Source organism: Methylomonas sp. Uni0009, from assembly GCF_054188105.3.
The window spans coordinates 366,023-385,167 of the sequence record NZ_JBTAFN010000001.1 but is presented as its reverse complement, the minus strand read 5'-3'; the positions used below and the strand labels follow the sequence as shown (position 1 = coordinate 385,167).

General features: G+C 50.3%; 18 protein-coding genes and 1 pseudogene. 8 read left to right on the top strand and 11 right to left on the bottom strand.

What is annotated here, in order from left to right; all coding sequences use genetic code 11:
• Positions 1 to 5 precede the first annotated feature (5 nt).
• The 3 genes from fdhF to ACWAU0_RS01795 are packed head-to-tail and all read right to left on the bottom strand — an operon-like array spanning position 6 to position 4,899.
• Positions 6 to 2,858, bottom strand: coding sequence for a formate dehydrogenase subunit alpha (gene fdhF / locus ACWAU0_RS01805; protein ID WP_458138136.1), 2,853 nt, complete (start codon positions 2,856 to 2,858; stop codon positions 6 to 8).
• Between the two features lie 20 nt (positions 2,859 to 2,878).
• Positions 2,879 to 4,423, bottom strand: a complete 1,545-nt coding sequence (locus tag ACWAU0_RS01800) for a formate dehydrogenase beta subunit (RefSeq protein ID WP_458138135.1) — start codon at positions 4,421 to 4,423, stop codon at positions 2,879 to 2,881.
• A complete protein-coding gene (locus ACWAU0_RS01795) occupies positions 4,423 to 4,899 on the bottom strand; it encodes a formate dehydrogenase subunit gamma (RefSeq protein WP_458139188.1) in 477 nt (158 codons plus the stop codon). Before ACWAU0_RS01795 ends, ACWAU0_RS01800 begins: the two co-directional genes overlap by 1 nt.
• 238 nt (positions 4,900 to 5,137) lie before the next feature.
• Between ACWAU0_RS01795 and ACWAU0_RS01790 the strand changes: the two genes are divergently transcribed.
• A complete protein-coding gene (locus ACWAU0_RS01790) occupies positions 5,138 to 5,341 on the top strand; it encodes a (2Fe-2S)-binding protein (protein WP_458138134.1) in 204 nt (67 codons plus the stop codon).
• Positions 5,342 to 5,466: 125 nt separating this feature from the next.
• On the opposite strand, the gene ACWAU0_RS01785 is transcribed toward ACWAU0_RS01790, so the two are convergent.
• The 5 genes from ACWAU0_RS01785 to ACWAU0_RS01765 are packed head-to-tail and all read right to left on the bottom strand — an operon-like array spanning position 5,467 to position 7,923.
• On the bottom strand, positions 5,467 to 6,447 hold the full coding sequence (locus ACWAU0_RS01785) for a peptidylprolyl isomerase (protein ID WP_458138133.1): 981 nt from the start codon (positions 6,445 to 6,447) through the stop codon (positions 5,467 to 5,469).
• 14 nt (positions 6,448 to 6,461) lie between these two features.
• The gene (locus tag ACWAU0_RS01780) at positions 6,462 to 6,725 is read right to left on the bottom strand and encodes a BolA family protein (RefSeq protein ID WP_020482975.1); all 264 of its coding nucleotides are present in this window, start codon (positions 6,723 to 6,725) and stop codon (positions 6,462 to 6,464) included.
• Entirely contained in the window at positions 6,722 to 7,024 is a 303-nt protein-coding gene (locus ACWAU0_RS01775; protein ID WP_458138132.1) for a YciI family protein, read from the bottom strand. Before ACWAU0_RS01775 ends, ACWAU0_RS01780 begins: the two co-directional genes overlap by 4 nt.
• Entirely contained in the window at positions 7,024 to 7,566 is a 543-nt protein-coding gene (locus ACWAU0_RS01770) for a septation protein A (protein WP_026601926.1), read from the bottom strand. Before ACWAU0_RS01770 ends, ACWAU0_RS01775 begins: the two co-directional genes overlap by 1 nt.
• A gap of 27 nt (positions 7,567 to 7,593) precedes the next feature.
• Positions 7,594 to 7,923, bottom strand: coding sequence for a hypothetical protein (locus tag ACWAU0_RS01765; protein WP_155931108.1), 330 nt, complete (start codon positions 7,921 to 7,923; stop codon positions 7,594 to 7,596).
• A gap of 112 nt (positions 7,924 to 8,035) precedes the next feature.
• Here ACWAU0_RS01765 and ACWAU0_RS01760 point away from each other — a divergent pair, with 112 nt between their 5' ends.
• From ACWAU0_RS01760 to ACWAU0_RS01745, 4 genes are all read left to right on the top strand, one after another.
• Positions 8,036 to 8,341 carry a DUF1244 domain-containing protein gene (locus ACWAU0_RS01760; RefSeq protein ID WP_458138131.1) on the top strand — a complete coding sequence of 102 codons (306 nt, stop codon included), beginning with the start codon at positions 8,036 to 8,038 and terminating at the stop codon, positions 8,339 to 8,341.
• Entirely contained in the window at positions 8,338 to 9,069 is a 732-nt protein-coding gene (locus tag ACWAU0_RS01755; protein ID WP_458138130.1) for a class I SAM-dependent methyltransferase, read from the top strand. Before ACWAU0_RS01760 ends, ACWAU0_RS01755 begins: the two co-directional genes overlap by 4 nt.
• 62 nt (positions 9,070 to 9,131) lie before the next feature.
• On the top strand, positions 9,132 to 10,856 hold the full coding sequence (locus tag ACWAU0_RS01750) for an SPOR domain-containing protein (protein ID WP_458138129.1): 1,725 nt from the start codon (positions 9,132 to 9,134) through the stop codon (positions 10,854 to 10,856).
• Between the two features lie 2 nt (positions 10,857 to 10,858).
• The gene (locus tag ACWAU0_RS01745; RefSeq protein WP_458138128.1) at positions 10,859 to 11,758 is read left to right on the top strand and encodes a 5'-nucleotidase; all 900 of its coding nucleotides are present in this window, start codon (positions 10,859 to 10,861) and stop codon (positions 11,756 to 11,758) included.
• Here ACWAU0_RS01745 and ACWAU0_RS01740 read toward each other — a convergent pair.
• Positions 11,736 to 13,244, bottom strand: a complete 1,509-nt coding sequence (locus ACWAU0_RS01740; RefSeq protein WP_458138127.1) for a cyclic-di-GMP receptor FimW-related protein — start codon at positions 13,242 to 13,244, stop codon at positions 11,736 to 11,738. The genes ACWAU0_RS01745 and ACWAU0_RS01740 overlap by 23 nt on opposite strands.
• 102 nt (positions 13,245 to 13,346) lie before the next feature.
• Between ACWAU0_RS01740 and lnt the strand changes: the two genes are divergently transcribed.
• A complete protein-coding gene (lnt, locus tag ACWAU0_RS01735; protein ID WP_458138126.1) occupies positions 13,347 to 14,903 on the top strand; it encodes an apolipoprotein N-acyltransferase in 1,557 nt (518 codons plus the stop codon).
• Between the two features lie 51 nt (positions 14,904 to 14,954).
• Positions 14,955 to 16,454 carry an alkaline phosphatase family protein gene (locus ACWAU0_RS01730; protein WP_458138125.1) on the top strand — a complete coding sequence of 500 codons (1,500 nt, stop codon included), beginning with the start codon at positions 14,955 to 14,957 and terminating at the stop codon, positions 16,452 to 16,454.
• Positions 16,455 to 17,050: 596 nt separating this feature from the next.
• Here ACWAU0_RS01730 and ACWAU0_RS01725 read toward each other — a convergent pair.
• On the bottom strand, positions 17,051 to 17,179 hold the full coding sequence (locus ACWAU0_RS01725; RefSeq protein ID WP_020482963.1) for a hypothetical protein: 129 nt from the start codon (positions 17,177 to 17,179) through the stop codon (positions 17,051 to 17,053).
• Between the two features lie 556 nt (positions 17,180 to 17,735).
• Between ACWAU0_RS01725 and ACWAU0_RS01720 the strand changes: the two genes are divergently transcribed.
• Positions 17,736 to 17,903: a hypothetical protein gene (locus ACWAU0_RS01720; protein ID WP_171696308.1), complete on the top strand. Its 168-nt coding sequence runs from the start codon at positions 17,736 to 17,738 to the stop codon at positions 17,901 to 17,903.
• A gap of 134 nt (positions 17,904 to 18,037) precedes the next feature.
• Here ACWAU0_RS01720 and ACWAU0_RS01715 read toward each other — a convergent pair.
• A pseudogene (locus ACWAU0_RS01715) lies at positions 18,038 to 19,079 on the bottom strand (IS481 family transposase).
• Between the last annotated feature and the right edge of the window lie 66 nt (positions 19,080 to 19,145).

Below are 19,145 nucleotides of genomic sequence, written 5' to 3'. Positions count from 1 at the left end.
GCGGTTTACTCGTTGACCGCGATGCGGTTTTCCAGCAAAGACAACTGATTGTCGGAAAAGTCTTGGTATTCCTGTTGCCATGCCGACGGTTGCGCCACTTTGGCGACATGCACCGCTGTCACCTTGTATTCCGGACAGTTGGTTGCCCAGTCCGAGTTATCCGTGGTGATAACGTTGGCGCCCGAATGCGGGAAATGGAAAGTGGTATAAACCACGCCCGGCTGCATGCGGTTCGTGACCTTGGCGCGCAATACCGTTTCGCCGGAGCGACTTTTCACGCCGCACCAATCGCCATCGCTGATGCCTAAGACTTCGGCATCGTGCGGGTGCAATTCCAGACGGTCTTCTTCATGCCAAGCAACGTTTTCAGTGCGGCGGGTTTGCGCCCCAACGTTGTATTGCGACAAGATGCGGCCGGTTGTCAGGATCAACGGATACTTGCTGCTGGTGCGTTCTTCGGTGGCAACGTATTCGGTCAGCATGAAACGACCTTTGCCGCGGACGAAGTGATCGGCGTGCATAATCGGCGTGCCGTCCGGGGTTTCGTCGTTGCAAGGCCATTGGATGCTGCCCATTTCGTCGATTTTTTCGTAACTGACGCCGGCGAATTGCGGTGTTAGAGCCGCGATTTCATCCATGATTTCCGAAGGATGACTGTAATTCATCGGATAACCCAGCGCGTTGGACAAGTCCTGGGTCACTTCCCAGTCTTCCTTACCGCCCAGTGGGGTCATGACTTTGCGAACTGGTGAAATCCGGCGTTCGGCATTGGTAAACGTGCCGTTCTTTTCCAGGAACGAGGAGCCCGGTAAAAATACGTGGGCGAATTTGGCCGTTTCGTTCAGGAAAATGTCTTGTACCACTAAGCATTCCAGTTCGCGTAGCGCGTGGTGAACGTGCGTTATGTCTGGATCCGACTGAGCGATGTCTTCGCCTTGTACGTACAAGCCTTTGAAACTGCCGTCGATAGCGGCGGCAAACATATTCGGGATGCGTAAGCCGGGTTCGGATGACAGCGCTACGTTCCAAGCTGTCTCGAACTGAATGCGGGTTTGCGAATCGGAAACATGGCGGTAGCCGACGAACTCGTGCGGGAACGAACCCATATCGCAAGAGCCTTGCACGTTATTTTGTCCGCGCAATGGATTGACGCCGACGCCGTCGCGGCCGATATTGCCGGTAGCCATCGCTAAATTGGCGATACCTATGACGGTCGTCGAGCCTTGGCTATGTTCGGTAACGCCCAAGCCGTAATAGATCGCACCATTACCGCCTGTTGCGTACAAGCGGGCTGCCGCGCGCATGCTCTCGGCAGGCACGCCGGTCAATTCGGCAACGGCTTCAGGTGAATGCTGAGGCAGCGCAACGAAGGTTTTCCATTTGTTAAACGACTCGACATCGCAACGTTCCAACGCAAATTTTTCGTCCGCCAGGCCTTCGGTGACGATGACGTGAGCCAATGCAGTGACAACCGCAACGTTGGTGCCGGGGCGCAGTTTCAGATGATAGTCGGCTTTTACATGCGGGCTATTGCTCACCAAATCGATGCTGCGTGGATCGACCACGATTAGTTTCGCACCTTGGCGTAAGCGGCGTTTCATCATCGAACCGAATACCGGGTGGCCGTCGGTTGGGTTGGCGCCGATTACCATAATCACATCGGACTGCATGACCGAGTCAAAGGTTTGGGTGCCGGATGACTCACCAAATGTGCTTTTCAATCCGTAGCCGGTCGGTGAGTGGCAAACGCGGGCGCAGGTGTCGACATTGTTGTTACCGAAGCCGGCGCGGATTAATTTTTGCACCAGATAGGTTTCTTCGTTGGTGCAGCGTGACGAGGTGATACCGCCGATTGAGTCTTTGCCGTATTTGGCCTGGATACCTTTCAATTTGTTGGCAGCAAAGCTAATGGCTTCTTCCCAGCTGACTTCGCGCCAAGGATCGGAAATTTTTTCCCGGACCATGGGAGTGGTGATGCGGTCTTTGTGGGTCGCATAACCGAACGCGAAACGGCCTTTGACGCAAGAGTGACCATGGTTGGCCTGACCGTTTTTGTCGGGCACCATGCGCACCAGTTGTTCGCCTTTCATTTCGGCTTTGAATGAGCAGCCAACACCGCAATAAGCGCAGGTGGTGATAGTGCTGTGCTCAGGGACGCCGTTGTCGATCACCGATTTTTCCATCAGCGTCGCGGTAGGGCAGGCTTGTACGCAAGCGCCGCAGGATACGCATTCGGATTCCATGAAAGGCTGGTTTTGGCCTGGAGAGACTTTGGAGTCGAAGCCTCGCCCGTCGATAGTTAGGGCGAAAGTGCCTTGCACTTCCTCGCAAGCGCGCACGCAACGCGAGCAAACGATACATTTCGAAGGATCAAAGCTGAAATAAGGATTGCTGGTGTCTTTTTCGGAATTCAGATGGTTTTCGCCGTCGAAGCCGTAGCGGACTTCACGCAAGCCAACTTGACCGACGGTGTCTTGCAGTTCGCAGTCGCCGTTGGCGGCACAGGTCAGACAGTCTAAAGGATGGTCGGAGATATACAGTTCGGCGATGCCGCGTCTGATGCTGGCCAACTTATCGTTCTGGGTACAGACCTTCATGCCGTCCGCGACTGGCGTCGTGCAGGAAGCTGGATAGCCGCGCGCGCCTTCGATTTGTACCAGACACATCCGGCACGAGCCGAAGGGATCGAGGCTGTCGGTGGCACACAGTTTAGGGATGCTGATCCCAGCTTCGGCGGCGGCGCGCATTACGGAACTGCCGGCATTGACAGTGACCTTATGGCCGTCGATTTCCAGAGTGACTTGATTTGCAGACGAACTCGCGGGAGTTCCGTAATCTATTTCGTTATTGGCAGACATATTTATCTCCTGGTAATCGATCAGGCTTTGGCGGCTTCGAGGCCAAAGTCTTCAGGGAAATGATTCAGCGCGCTCAACACCGGGAATGGTGTCATGCCGCCCATCGCACACAAAGATCCGTAAGTCATGGTGTCGCATAAATCGCGCAACAACACGGTGTTTTTATCCTTTTGCACGCCGTCGACAATGCGGTCTATTACTTCGACGCCGCGTGTCGATCCGATTCGGCAAGGTGTGCATTTGCCGCAGGATTCTTCCACGCAAAATTCCATTGCATAACGGGCCATGTCGGCCATATTGACGGTGTCGTCGTGAACCACGATGCCGCCATGGCCTAATACCGCCGATATAGCCGCGAAGGCTTCATAATCCAACGGGGTATCGAACTGGCCTTCGTGAAGATAGGCACCCAATGGACCACCCACCTGAACCGCGCGTATCGGCCTGCCGCTGGCGGAGCCGCCGCCGTAATCGTAAAGCAGCTCGCGCAAGGTCATGCCGAAAGCCACTTCAAACAACCCTGGATGTTTGATGTTGCCCGCCAGTTGTAGGGGTAGGGTACCGCGCGAACGGCCCATACCGTAGTTTTTATAATATTCGCCGCCTTTGTCCAGGATCACCGGAATCGAGGCCAGCGAAATGACGTTGTTGACGATGGTGGGTTTGCCGAACAGGCCGACGATAGCGGGAAGCGGTGGCTTAAAACGCACTAATCCGCGTTTACCTTCCAAGCTTTCCAATAAAGATGTTTCTTCGCCGCAGATATAAGCGCCCGCCCCGCTACGCACTTCCAAGTGGAAGGTTTTGCCGCTACCTTGAATGTTTTCGCCCAGATAGCCGTTTTTGTAGGCGGCTTCGATGGCTTGATTCAGTGCGATTTTGGCGTGCGGATATTCGACGCGCAGATAAATATAACCTTGGGTAGCGCCCACCGCCAAGCCAGCGATAGTCATACCCTCGATCAATACGAAGGGGTCGCCTTCCATGATCATCCGGTCGGAGAAGGTACCTGAGTCGCCTTCGTCGGCGTTGCAGACGATGTATTTCTGGTCTGCAGGGGCGTTTAGTACTGTGTTCCATTTTATGCCTGTCGGAAACGCGGCGCCGCCACGACCACGCAGGCCTGAGTCAGTGACCTGCTTGACGATCTCGGTGGCTTGCAAAGCCAGTGCGTTTTTCAGGCCACGGTATCCATCGTGAGCCAAATAGTCGTCGATGTTGACTGGATCGGTTAAGCCAACGCGGGCAAATGTAAGACGGTTTTGATTTTTGAAATAAGCTATTTCTTCAATGTTGCCTAAATAGAGTGGGTGTTGCTTCCCTTCTAGCAAGCCGGCATCAAGTAAAGATGCCACATCTTCTGCTTGCACTGGACCATAGGCAACTCTGCCCTGGCTGGTTTCGACTTCTACGAGGGTTTCCAGCCAGAACAATCCGCGCGAGCCGTTGCGGACAATTTCTACTGATAGGTTTTTGCTGGAGGCTTGCTGTGCTAAGGCCTTGGCAACTTGCTCCGCACCTAAGGAAAGCGCGGTGGAGTCGCGGGATATGAATACGCGGGTCATTATTTGGCACCTTTATAAGTGGCTAGCAATCGGTCGAATTTTTCGGTTGTGACGCGGCCAATCACCTCGTCGTCTATCGTGATTGATGGCGAGCAAGCGCAGTTACCCAAACAATAAACAGGTTCTAATGAAAAAATTCCGTCGGCTGTTGTTTCGTGAAAGTCGATGCCAAGCTGTTGTTTGGCATGGGTTTCAAATGCTTTACCGTTCATGGCTTGGCATGATTCGGCCCGACAAATCCTTATCGTGTGCTCTCCGGGCGGAGTTTCCCGGAAGTAATGATAAAAACTAATAACCCCGTGGACTTCCGCTTGGGAAAGGTTGAGTGATTTGGCAATGTCTACTACGGCAGCCGGCGGGATGTAGCCCAGTGTGTCCTGAATACCATGCAATATGGGCAGCAGATTACCCGGCATCGCTTGATGAGTGTCCAGTATTTCCAACACGGTGGGTTTTTGGGTTTGATAGTCTTGCATCATTGGCTCTGTAATAAATGACGAAAAGGTTATCGTCCTATTTAATCATGAACAAACCCGGGTTTGCAATTCGGGTTCATGCCTCAATCCCGCGTATTTCCTAAGCAAAGCAAGGTAATTGCATCTTCGGACTCTGATTGGTTCCGGAAGTTCGCGTGGAAAAAAAGTGATGGTGGATGCTTTACTTTTAAATGATAATTGTTATCATTAATGTGCATATGATTTAAGAGAGGGTGTCATGTACGTATGTGTGTGTAAAGCGGTCACCGATAGGCAGGTCAGGCAGGCAATTAGCCAAGGTGCGTGCAATCGCAGGCAACTAATGCAGTGCACGGGGGCGGGCGGTGTATGTGGAAAATGCACAGCCAGTATTAAAGCTTTACTGGATGAAAATACGCAGAATCGGAAGATGCACGCCCGAGTTCAAGTCCAAGCGGCATAGTCCAAGCGGCATAGTCCAAGCGGCATAGTTCAAGCGGCATAGTTATTTAGAAAGCTGAGCTTATAGCAATTTAGGACTTGTACTATAAAAAGACAGGGCGGTTGGACCGCCCTGTTGGGTGTGCGTTATTTAGCTGTAGCCGCTGGTTCGGTGGGTTTTACGTCTGCGTTAGGTGCGGCGCTGGCCGGTTCGGCCGGAGTGGCCTCTGCAGCAGGAGCTGGTGCAGCCTGATCAGCTGGCGCTGCTGGTTGAGCCTCTTCTTGCTTTGGCGGTGTCGGCGGCAGCAAGACTTCAACTTTGGCGTTTTTACGCAAATTTTCGATCATGGCTTGCGCTTTTTGGCGCTGTAACATTGGGCGAATTTGTTCTTTGACGGAATCAAATGGCGGTGGTGTCAAAGCTCTGGACTCTTCGCGCAGAATCACGTGCCAGCCAAATTGAGTTTGTACCGGTGTTTTGCTGAATTTGCCGTTCTCCAGTGCAACCACTGCTTCAGAAAATGGCGGGACCATACGGTCTGCGGTAAACCAACCTAAATCGCCACCTTCGGAGCCCATTGGATCGATGGAATGTTTTTTAGCCAGCGCAGTAAAATCGCCGCCTTTTTCCAGTTCAGCGATCAGTTTTTTCGCTTCGTCTTCGGTTTTAACCAAAATGTGGCGGGCTTTGTATTCACTGCCCATATTAGCCATTTTGGAGTCGTATTCCGCTTTGATTTCTTCGTCAGTAACTGGGTTGGCTTTCAGGTAGTCTTGCAGGGCCGCTTGCGACAATAAGGAGTTTCTAACGGTCGCCATGCGTTCAATCACTTCCGGCGATTTATCCAGTTGTTTTTGTACGGCTTGCTGAATCAACAATTCGCGTTGAATCAGTTCTTCCAATAGCTGTTCTTTTGGGAATGTTTGGCCTTGGCTGCGTTCCGCAATTTCCTTTTCCAAGGTTTCCAAGGTTTTCTTGCTGATATAGGTGCCGTTAACAGAAGCAACCGCGTCCTCTTTGCTGACAGTCGGCGCTGCTGGTGCGGCGGCTTCCTTAGCTTTTTCTTCGAAGCAACCGGGTAACAATACGCTACTGGCTAGTATCAGGGGAATAAGTTTCAGTTTCATCTTAAGAATTTCCTTTAGCTGTTTTCAGAGGGGGTTAAAGCGTTAATGCCCAGGGCATGGATTTCATCCTTCATCATGTCACCCAAAGCTTGATAAACCAGCTGATGTCTTTGTACCAGGGATTTACCTTCAAATTGAGTGGATATGAGGGTGACATGAAAATGACCGCCGCCTTTGTTGCCGGCGTGACCGGCGTGCGCGGCGCTATGGTCGATGATTTCGATTAATTCTGGCTTAAAAGCTTCTTCCAGCTTCTGTCTGATATGGTCGGCTGTCATTGGGGAAATACTTGTTTGAATGGTTTAACGGTAACACGAGCATATACGCCCGCGGAGATATATGGATCGGCATTGGCCCAGTCTTGCGCATCCTGCTGACTGGCAAACTCGGCAACAATCAGGCTGCCGCTAAATCCGGCATCGCCGGGGTTATCACTATCTATCGCAGGATGCGGTCCGGCCAAAACCAAGCGGCCTTGGTTTTGTAATGCGGTTAATCGTTCCAGATGCTGTGGGCGGGCGGCCAGGCGTTTACTCAAGCTGTCCGCGACATCTTCGGCAATGACGGCATACAACATTACTCTTTAGCCTCTGGTGCGGGAATAAACTTATACAAGAACACTATTTGTACGGCAATAAAAATAAGCATCAGGCCAGGAACACCGAAAGTTTTAAAACTGACCCAGTCGTCGGTGCTGTAGTTCGCCATTACGTACAAATTTAAACAGCCGACCCCGATAAAAAACATGGACCAGCTCAGGTTAAGGCGTTTCCAGATACGATCCGGCAATTCGAGGTTTGCGCCCATCATACGTTCTATAAAAGTTTTTTTGCCGACGAATTGGCTGACCAAAAATGCACCGCCGAACAGCCACTCAATAATGGTTAGTTTCCACTTAATGAATTGCTCGTCCTGTAAATATAGTGTCGCACCACCCATGACCAAAATTAATCCCAGAGTAATCCACTGCATGGTTTCCACTTTGCGATAGAGCAGCCAATAGCTGATGACCTGCACAACCGTGGCGGCGATTACGACGGCAGTGGCAATGTAAATGTCGTACAGTTTGTACGCGACAAAGAATAGAACGATAGGGAAAAACTCTAAAAGCGGTTTCATGATTGACGTTTAAAGATGGGAGGGAGGTTAGACGTAAAGATCGATACCGGAAATGATCTCGGCAACCCGGTTTTGGGCGGGTTGATTGCGGTTTTCTGTGTAGGCGTTCAATGCTTTCAAGGTACGCGAATTACTTGGTTGGTCGTTATTGCTTACTGTCAACCCGTTGTCCGCCAAAGCAGCCTTGATTTGAGCGGTTGACGAGGTTTTAGGTAAATCAGGATTCTGCCGAGGTATCCCGGTCTCGTCGCTATTAGGCTTTTGCTTTTGTTCAAGATTATTATCCGGCCGTACGGCTCTCGGCTGGTTATAGCCGACCGGATAAAAAGCCAAGGATGAACTGTGTATTGTGTTCACAAAGCGCGATTAGAGCCCAAGTATCAATTACTTCATTGTAGAATCTTTGGGTGCAATTGTACATGAGCCTAACGGCTTTGCTGCTAAAATGCCGGTTTTAAAGGAGGATTTCATGATTCAGTCCAATAACGTCGAACTGGAAGCGGCGGCTTTCAGGCAACTACTAGCCCATTTACAACAGCATACCGAAGTGCAGAATATCGAACTGATGGTGCTCGCTGATTTTTGCCGGAATTGCCTGGCTAAATGGTATGCAGCCGCCGCCGCAGAACGCGCAATCGACATTGATTACGAGCAAGCACGGCAGATTGTCTACGGCATGCCTTACAGCGAATGGAAAGATAAATATCAACGCGAAGCCACTCCGGAGCAACTGGCAGCGTACGACGCAAAACAAAAACTGAAAGAGCAATCATGACGGAAGAAAAACCCTTCGATGCGATGTTCTCCAGCGTGATTGGTAAAGAATATCAAATGCTCAACTTGATATGCCCATTTGCGACGGAAATGAGCCGCTTAGTCGGTGAAATGGTTGGCGATTACTGTGAGAAGCAGAGCGCTCCCCAGACAGTGGTTGAACTTGGTGGCGGTACGGGTATCACCACGTTGGCGATCCTGTCTGCCGCGGATAACCTAAGTATATTAAGTGTCGATAACGAACCCACTATGCAAAATCAGGCGAAGCAGAGTTTGCGGGACTGGGTCGCAGCAGGCAGATTGTGTTTTTCCGGCGAGGACGCCTTGGCGGCATTACAAGCATTGGCGAGCGACAGCGTCGATATTTTGGCGTCGGCATATACTTTGCATAATTTCCATAGCGATTACCGGCGTCAAGTGTTGGCAGAAATATATCGGGTGTTAAAGCCGGGTGGAAAATTCGTCAACGGTGACCGTTATGCCTTAGATGATATTAGCGCGCATACCCGCAGCATTCAGAGAGAAGTCGGCGGCTATTTTAAGGTGTTGACCGAAATCAACCGATTGGATTTGCTCGAGCATTGGATAGTCCATTTGTTTAACGACGAGTCGGAAAATCATGTTATGCGCGAATCCGTCGCGTTGGAGCAGATGGCTAAGGCCGGTTTTCGGGACATTGATTTGCAGCAACGCATGGAGGTCAATGCCTTGGTAACTGCGCTTAAATGACACCTTACGGTGCTTGCAAATCAGCATTTGCTGAACTATGTGCGGCTTAAACGAGAAAAAACATGGCTGAATCGACTGGTAGTAAAAACAAAAAAACCTTGGATGCGTTCGCCGACGATCTGGATGCCATGCTCAATATTGGCGACCCCTCCGAACAACAGGTTGGCACAATAGATGATGACGAAGCCATTGACCGTTTGCTGGTGGGCGACGAGACATTCGAGCCTGAGGCGCAACAGGAAATCGACGAGTTCGCGGATATCGATGAATTGCTGAGTGCGAATGAGCCTAAGGCAGTATCGAGTTTAGCCGACGATATTGATGAGTTTGGCGACGATTTCAACGCCGACATCGGCATTAATCCCGGACGCGAGCAGCAAGTTATCGACGATGAGTTTGCCGATATCGTCGATGCCGAAAATCAGGGGAACCCTTTAGATTTGCCGGTTGATGATGTATTTGAAGAAGTAGCAGAGTTAGAGCGGGTCGGTCAAATCGACGATTTCGCCGAAGACACTCCGGTCGCCGCAGTGGGTTTGCCGGAAACCGTGATGGACGAGCTGGAGAATATGGCAGAAATAGACGAGTTTTCCGATGACGCTGAATTGGCTGGCGGTAATGCCGATTTTCTAATTGCCGATTTCGATATTTCGGCTGATGACGAATATGCACCGTCGGCACCGCCAATCGTCGATGATTTTGCCGATTTGGAAGAACCCGATAACAGCGTCCAAGCAAGTGCGCCGGAACCGGAGCCGGATTTGGATCAGATATTTGCGGCAGCGGTCAGCGAGCAAAATAACGAGGAAGAATTAGTCGTCGTCCAGAGCAATGAGCCGGAAACAGCGCCGATTGCCGTTGCGGTCGAGCAAGTTGAGGCAAGCCCGGTGCCGCAGGTACAAGTCATCGATCATAGCAGCGAAATTGCCGCTTTGAATCGGAATATCGTCGACCTCAAGAAGCATCAGCAGCAGATGCGCCACGATTTAACCGAGGCGGCGGGTAAAAATGAGCTGCTGGGTTGTCTGGATAGTCTGGAAAGCGTGCAGACCGAACAGAAGAAAACCAAGCGGGCCGTGGAGGCCTTGGCGGCGAAAAAACCGGTAGCTGCCTATGTGGCGAACGGCATCGCGGTGGCGGCGCTGCTGATTGGCACTGGGTTAGGCATACAAGGCATGATTGCCAAGTCGCAAGTCGGCGAGTTGGTGACTATTATCGGGAAATTGCAGGAACAAGTGAATGCCGCGCCCACCAGCGATGCCGCGGACAAGGAAATGTTGCGCAAACAGCTGGATGAATTGACGGTCAGCAATGGTGTGATGGCCACTCAGATCGCTGAATTAAGTAAGGCGGGGCATGCTGACCCGGGTGCGGCAAAAGCCAACGGCGATCAAGCCAAGCCTTCTGCCGAAATCAGCAGCCAGATCATGCAAATAGGCGCCACCATAGAAGCCTTGCAAAACAAGGTGAGTGCCTTGGAAAAAGGTCGAGCGCAAGCTGCCGCGCCGGCTCCTAAACCGGAGAAGAAAAAGCCGGAACCGGTGGAAGAAAATTGGGCGGTCAATTTAATTGCGTTTAAACAGGATTGGTACGCCAAGAGTAAAGCCCAAGAATTCGCGGGAAAGGGCGTCCCTGCCAAAGTAGTCAAAACCGAATCCAAGGGCGAGAACTGGTATCGTCTGTTTGTGGACGGTTTTAAAACACAGTATGAAGCGGCGGCGTACGCGGCGAAAATCAAGAAAACCCTCAATCTCGATTCGGTGTGGGTTACCCGCAATAAAGAATAGCCATGGATAATCAGAAACTGGTAGTTGCAGTATCCTCCAGGGCCTTATTCAATCTCGATGAATCGCATGCGATTTTCGAAACCCAGGGCAAGGAAGCCTTTTGTCGTTATCAGATTGAGCACGAAAATGAAATTCTGCCGCCGGGTTTCGGCTTTTCCTTGGTCAAGAAATTTTTAGATATCAACAAAGCCTTTCCCGGGGCGCCGCTGGTGGAGATTATCCTGCTGTCGCAAAATAGCGCGGATACCGGCTTGCGTATTTTTAACTCAATCAACCACTACGATTTGGCGATTAGCCGGGCGGCGTTTACCAGCGGCGTATCCCCTTACGAATATATCCCGGCCTTCGGTGCGCATTTGTTTCTATCCGCCAATGGCGAGGATGTGAGAAAGGCCTTGGCTGCGGGCTATGCCGCCGCAACCATTGTCTCCGGCGCGGTAGCCAATCCGTCTCCGCAATTGCGGATCGCTTTCGATGGTGATGCGGTGCTGTTTTCCGACGAATCCGAGCGCATTTATCAGCAACACGGTTTGGCGGCTTTTGCGGCCAACGAGCGCAACGAAGCGCATAAGCCTTTATCGGACGGGCCATTGAAAGAGTTTTTAAGTGCTTTGCACCGCATTCAAACCCATTTCGATCAAGATTTGTCGCCAATTCGCACGGCATTGGTCACCGCACGCGCCGCGCCCGCGCACGAGCGGGTCGTCAGAACCTTGCGTGCTTGGGGAATCAGGATAGATGAAGCCTTGTTTTTAGGCGGCATGCCCAAGGGGGCGTTTTTAAAAGCGTTCGGGGCCGATATTTTCTTCGATGATCAAAAAGGCCATTGCGATTCCGCGGAGTCACATCAAATTGCAGCAGCCCACGTCCCGCATGGCGTCACAAATCAACACCGGCCTTGAAGCGCACTAACCAGGGCGTACTGTCCACGCAAGCTTTCAAATACAAGGTGTTGCCGTATAGCAGTTTGATTTTACTGCCTACCGCGTATTTGCTGTTGGCTAACAACACTTCAGGTTGAGCGGTTTCCATCCCGATGACTATCGCTTTCTGGCTGTTACTTTCACCGGCATTTTCGATATCGTGGATGGTAATGTTGCCGATTATGGGTTCCAGCAAAATTAGTGTCACATCTTCAAAGAGCGTTTGCTGGCGAACTATTACCAGTTTGGCGGGTTGTTGCTCCCGGCAAAGTAAGCCAATATCGCCGGTTGAACAATTGGGTGCGGGGCTTTCCGCTACCAGAAATTGTTTACTGACATTGCGTAACAGGCTCAGACTGGTGCCATGCTCGGGAAAACTGATTAGCGAAGAATTTAACGGTTTGTAGAAGCTTTTTTCATGTTCCAACGGCACTAGAGACATATCGCGAGCCAGGGATCTTCCGCGCGATAACTGCGAGCTCAGGTTCATGATTTTCGATAATTTTTCTTCACCTTGTAGATGGGCGCTAACCGCAACGAAGCCCTCGAGTAAGTGTGCCGGCATCGACGGGCCGATGGCCACCGATGCGAAAATATTGCTGTATCCCGTCAAATGCAAGGCCAGTTTGGTTTGCATGTTTGAATTCAGTTCGGTCTCGATTTCGCCAAGTTGCAAGGCATGGCCGAGCCCTAGGCAGTTGATGTATACCGAGCCGCGCGGCAATGTGCTGTTAATGCGTGGTATTGGGCCTGGTTCACTGCCCAGATTCCAAATAAAACGGCAATCCGGATTGGGTGTTTTGCTGATCTCCAGGCGATCCTGATGCCGACTGACCAACTGAAATAATTGATTGATTTCAGTTGTTGAGTATTGGTTAGGTTTGCTGAGTGCAAACAATACGTTGCGCTTGATGACTGCTTCAATGGTGCTTTGTAACTTGAATTCCTGCGGTTTGGACGAGACCGGTTTTTTTAACAGTTGCAGTTCGCCGGCTATGCTGTAAAGCAGGCCGCTCTTTTTCCACAAGGTCGTGGACGGCATTTCGTAAAACAGCGCCGTGCTGCGCAGACAATAGCCCGCTAACTGCAAGGCATAAAATATCGCTTGTTGGGTCGGCAACGTGTCGAGTTGTTTGGTCTCGACCGTGCGGCAAAAAGCCAGGCTCAAATGTCTGAGTAACTGGGTGGCCAGTTTCGCAATTTTCAGCGCTTTGCTGTTGGTGGCAATGTCTGTTTCGGAACGCGCCGCGTTGGTCAATCCATTGGATAAATGCAATGTCAGCGGGGTTAAGTTTACGAGTATCGGCAATACGTTTGCGGCTGTGCCGTTAAAGCGACTCAGTTGTTTAAGGACCAGATTCAACTGGTTCGCCGCGTTCGCCGCGGGTAGCGCGCTTAGTGAATTAATCCATCCGCCGAGGGATTCCGTTGACAGCTCAAAAGGCAGTGATGCGTTATTGGTCATGTACTTGCGAGTTAAGATGTGTTGAAAACATAAACTCAGTTTAGTTCAGATTGACGGCTATAGGCAGTTGCCGATTTTACGAAACCTCGGCAGCTGCATAAAATGCCGATTCCATCGAATAAACACAGCAGAGTAATGAAGCGAATATTGAATTATAAATGGGAACTTGCCGCCCCCGTTTTTGGAGCATTGCTCACCATGGCCTTTGCGCCATACGATTATGCTTACGCCGCAATCGGCGCTTTAGCTTTTATTTACTGGATTTGGCAGCGGCAGGCGCCGAACAGGGCTGTTCTTACTGGTTATTTATTCGGTTTGGGTTTGTTCGGATCGGGGATTTGGTGGACGTATATCAGTATTCATGATTTCGGCGGCGGCGACCCGTATAGCTCGATTGCGCTGACGGCTTTGCTGGTAGCGGTTTGGGCCTTATTTCCGGCTTTGACAGGCTGGTTTATCGCCAAAGCCTCAATCTTTTCCGGGGTTTGGCTACGCATAATAGCTGCCGCTATTGCTTGGGTAGCCGTCGAGTATTTCCGCGGTTATTGGTTGTTGAACGGTTTTCCGTGGCTGCAAATCGCTTACAGCCAACTATCTACGCCGTTGGCCGGTTACGCTCCACTGGCCGGGGTTTATGGGGTCGGGTTTTTGTTGGCGGTATCGGCTTTTTCCTTAGTCGAATTATTGCGTGGCAAATTGCCGGCTTTGCCGGGGCTGCTGGTTTTAGGGGTAATTTGGGCGGGTGGTGGCTATTTGCAAACGGTGTCGTGGACTCAAGCCGCCGGCGCGCCGATCAAGGTCACCTTGGTACAAGGCAATATCGGCCAGGATCAGAAGTGGCAGAAAAATCAGAAACTCAACACACTCAGGCTATATCAGGAACTTACTGAACAGCATTGGGATTCTGATGTGATTATCTGGCCGGAAACTTCGATTCCGGCCTTTCTGTCGCAAGTGAAAGAATTCTACATCGATCCGCTACAAACTGCCGCGCAAGCGCATGGGGTTGACTTGGTGGTTGGGCTACCCAGTAGCGGGCAGGGTAAGGATTATTACAACAGCGTCATGACCCTGGGCGAAAAACAAGCCCAGTATCATAAAAATCACTTACTGCCATTTGGCGAATATTTACCGCTTCAGCCTTTATCGGGTTGGGTATTGGATAAGTTGCAAATACCGCTGGGCGATTTCGCGGCCGGTGGCGACCGGCAAACGTTGTTGACGGCGGGCGGTCATGCGTTTGTCACCACGATCTGTTATGAAGATGCCTTCGGCGAATTGGTTGCCAGGCAAGTGGCGGATGCAGCGTATATCGTCAATATGACTAACGACGCTTGGTTCGGCGATTCCTCGCAGCCGCATCAACACATGCAAATGGCGCAAATGCGGGCGCTGGAAACCGGCCGCTACTTGGTGCGAGCGACCAATACCGGTGTGACCGGTTTTGTTGGTCCGGACGGCGTATTAAGTAATCAAGCGCCTTTGTTTACCACCACGACTTTAACCGATTATATAGTGCCGATGCGTGGTCTTACGCCTTACGTTATCTTGGGTGACAAAGGTTTTTTCGGGGTGTTGGCGGTGTTGCTGCTAGTGACGTATATCTGGTATCGCCGGTTCAATGCGGGCATTTTAAAGCTAGGTGCTGAAGTCGTTTAGAACTGTGGCGATTGATTTAAAAAACATCCCTCAAAGGTACTTATGCTTCCTATGCACTATAAATCCGCAATTCTGATAAGAACACTGAGCTTGGCGGCCGGGACATCGCAGGCTGAACCGGTTTTGGAAACGCCGGCATTCTGGTTGGAATCTGGGCAAAACCGTATCAAGGCGGCTGAGCAACTGGAAGCTAATCGAGCATTCGCCAAAAACGTCATTCTGTTCATTGGTGACGGTATGGGCATTTCGACTATTACCGCCGCGCGTATTCTGGAGGGTCAGCGCAAACCCGGCAATCGCGGTGGCGAGGAGAATTCGCTGAGTTTCGAAGCCGCGCCGTATGTGGCGCCATCGAAAACCTATAGCGCCAATCAGCAAACTCCGGATTCTGCGCCGACCATGTCAGCGATTATTACCGGTGTGAAAACCAATGATGGCGAATTGTCGGTAGGCATGCAGGTGGCTCGCCAGGAAAAGAGTGCAGAGGTCGTCAATACCTATAAGGTGAAAACCTTGCTGGAGCAAGCCGAGGAAAAAGGCCTATCAACTGGCGTTGTCTCTACTGCCCGAGTTACGCATGCCACGCCGGCTGCTTGTTACGCCCACACCTCCGAACGCGATTGGGAGTCCGATGCGCAAGTTCCCGCGGGTGCCACCGTTCGCGATATAGCCAAGCAACTGCTGGATTTCGATTACGGCAACGGCCTGGAAGTGGCTTTGGGTGGCGGGCGCAGCATGTTTTTGCCCGAAACAACGCCGGATCCGGAAGATAGTGATAAGTTTGGTAGCCGTAAAGATGGTGTGGATTTAACCCGGCGTTGGCTAGCCGAATATCCGCAATCGGCTTACGTTTATAACAAAGCCGGCTTCGACGCCATAGACTCCAAGCAAACTGAGCATTTGCTGGGGCTGTTCGAGCGTTCGCATATGGAATACGAGCATGATCGGTTTGGTGACAAAGGTGGCGAGCCGTCTTTGACCGAGATGACCGAAAAAGCCATAGAGATATTGTCGAAAAATAAAAAAGGCTATGTGCTGATGGTGGAGGCGGGCCGTATCGATCATGCCCATCACGCCGGAAATGCTTATAGAGCTTTGACGGAAACCATCGAGCTCTCTAATGCGGTACGCAAGGCGTTGGAAAAAACCAATCCTCAGGATACGTTAATCATAGTTACCGCCGACCATAGCCATACCTTTACCATCGCCGGCTATCCGCAACGCGGTAATCCGATCATGGGCTTGGTCAAGCAAGCTGGCGAGAAAGGTTTTGCCAAGGACAGTAACGGATTGCCTTACGCGACGTTGGGATACGCCAACGGTCCGGGTTATCGAGGTCAAAAAGGCCGCCCCGATCTAAGCGCCGTCGAAACCACGCATCCCGATTTTCTGCAGGAAGCCGTTGTACCGCTAGGCAGCGAAACGCACGGCGCCGAAGATGTGGCCATTTTCGCGTTCGGTCCCAAAGCGCATTTATTTCATGGCGTACAAGAGCAAAGTTACATCTATCAAGTGATGGCGCATGCCTTGAAGTTTAAAGCCGGTCGGTAAAATCTCACCAATCGTGAGCACAGGGTTTTCGGCGCACAGATAAGGCATTAGACCGTGTACTTGCATTAAGCGTAAGAGCCAAACTATACCGGCAAATTTAAAAATTCATGGCAAATTAGCGCGTGGCCGGATTTGCTCGGGCCACTAATAATGCAATCTTAATTTACACATAATCTAGATTTAAGGAAGTCTGAATAAAGTACCGACATACAAATCTAGCTTAGACGGTTATAAGGAAAAATTATGGACAATTTAAAAGCGATACCAATAACCAGCAATATAGACGGCAATTATTGCGACCACTCTAACTTGACCATGGAATTCGCCTACGGGTCGCCAACCGGGAACTTTATCTGTAAGGAATGCGGGCGACTGTTATCTAAATCGACGCACCGACAGCCGGCATTTGTCTCAAGTAGTGTGCCAATAAAAACCATGCCGCCTTCAAGATTACCCGTATTTATAGTTTAGATACGTGCACTAGAAAACCACGAACACAAAAAAGCCGGGTATTGCTCCCGGCTATGATTGTCTAGTTGACAATTTAATGCGTTCTTGAAAACTAAATATGTCGGTTTGACTGCTATTAAATAAAATTATCTTCCTATCTCAACGTCACGCCATGCCTCAACGGCGAATTCCGCCAATTCTTTGATTATTCCAAGTATGAATAACGCAAGACCATAAGTAAGTCCGGCGAGTATCAGTACTGCAAGTATTTTCATAAGACCTCCCAAAAGCTATCGGCTGGACCGATTCTGCCACCATTTTGCTAAAACTCAACAGCGTGTTGCTCACTCTCGTAGATGGCGTGCTTCCGAAAAATTGGACAAAATCATCCAAAACAAACCCTTGGTTCGCTTTCTTAAAGTCAATTAAATTTTACAAATTTATTCATTTGAACTGCCATAGCTTGGTGGTGGCGCTATGTTTGTGCAATCAAACGATCTCGTCATCAGCCTAACAGATTAGCTTTTGGCTTTGGCGCGTCGACGTATGGGGCAAAGATAAGCGATCTTTTGCGTTACTGACCAAAAATGTCAGGTAACTGTCACTTATGGCAATACTGCGCTGAAAAAATTTTCTTATTTACGCAGATCGTTCGAGCAGGCGAAGGCCATTCCGTTGCCAGAAAATGGTGTGATATTTGCTTTGTACCTCTTGCCAAATGTTAGCAACCTACATTTTCGGTACGACTAGTTACTTTTCTGAGCAGTATTTGTAAGTTAACGAATTCAATTGCTTGTGGGGATTAGACAAGCTTCAAATAAGGGAATTACGATGAAAACTAAATTCGGTAAATCCAACTCGCTTAAAACCCGTGATGCTGGTTTTCAAGCAAATCCAATATATCTTTACGAAATTGACCTCAGAGTCCAAACGGCAAATTGGTTGAAGCAAGAGACTCAGCAATTGAAAGATAGATTGAAAAAATATCCGGCTGTATAACTTTGTTAAATGCCCAATGTACAGCCCTAATCGGATTGGTTACCGTTTACGAGGAATAGTGTTGGCGGGATAATTTAGGTGTATTAGCTCAGACCTGATCTGACAGTTACCGTTTTTGCGGGGTGTCTGTCAGATTAGATTTGGTTCAGATTTTTTTGAGCCCAAATCTGTTTTCCATCCAGCAAGGTATCCATCGGCGTTCTGCCGTTGCACATTTTGCCCTGATGAGTTCGATCATTGTTGTAATAAACCAGCCATTCGTCCAGATCTTTTTGGAGTTCATCCAGGTCGCTATAGAGCTTTTTGCGGAACGTGACCTGATAGAACTCCTGCAAGATGGTCTTGTGGAAGCGTTCGCAAATCCCATTGGTTTGCGGCGACATGGCCTTGGTTTTGGTCTGGTCGATGTCGTTGATCGCCAGGTATAGCTGATAATCATGCTGTTCGACCTTGCCACAATATTCTGTGCCGCGATCCGTCAGAATGCGTAGAACGGGTAATGCGTTGGCTTCATAGAACGGCAATACTTTGTCATTCAGGATGTCCGCGGCAGTAATCGGCGTTTTGGTGGTGTACAGTTTGCAGTGAGCGACTTTGCTGTAGGTGTCCACGTAAGTCTGCTGGTAAATCCGCCCAACCCCTTTGAGGTTGCCAACGTAAAAGGTATCCTGCGAACCCAGGTAACCGGGATGGGCTGTTTCGATTTCGCCGCAGGCTTGATCATCCTGCTGCTTTTTCTCCAACGCCGCAATCTGCGCATCGCTCAGCATTAACCCTTCGGCGGCTACCTTGGCTTCCAGTGCTTTAAGCCTCTTTTTAAAGTTCTCCAGGTCATGCCCGTAACCAGATGGAGCGAACGCCGCTGCCGGATACGAATACCCCTTGTTTACGCAGTTCATGACTGGTTCGATGCTGTCCATGCGCTGGCCACTCAACCGCATAGGCTTTCACTGCTAGCTCAATGCTTTCATCGACGCGATTCTTCAGATTCGGAGACCGGCGGTTTTTGTCGATTAAGGCATCAATGCCACCTTCGGCCACAAGCTCTTGATAACGATAAAACGTATCGCGCGAGACACCCATCACCTTGCAGGCTCTGGAGACGTTATTCAGTTCTTGGGCTAAATTTAACAGCCCCGCTTTGTGTTTAATGATCGGATTGTTTGTATGGATCATGAGAGTTACCTTTTGTGTTTTGTGTAAGGATTCGACACCCCTATCAAAACCGGTAACTCTCATCTT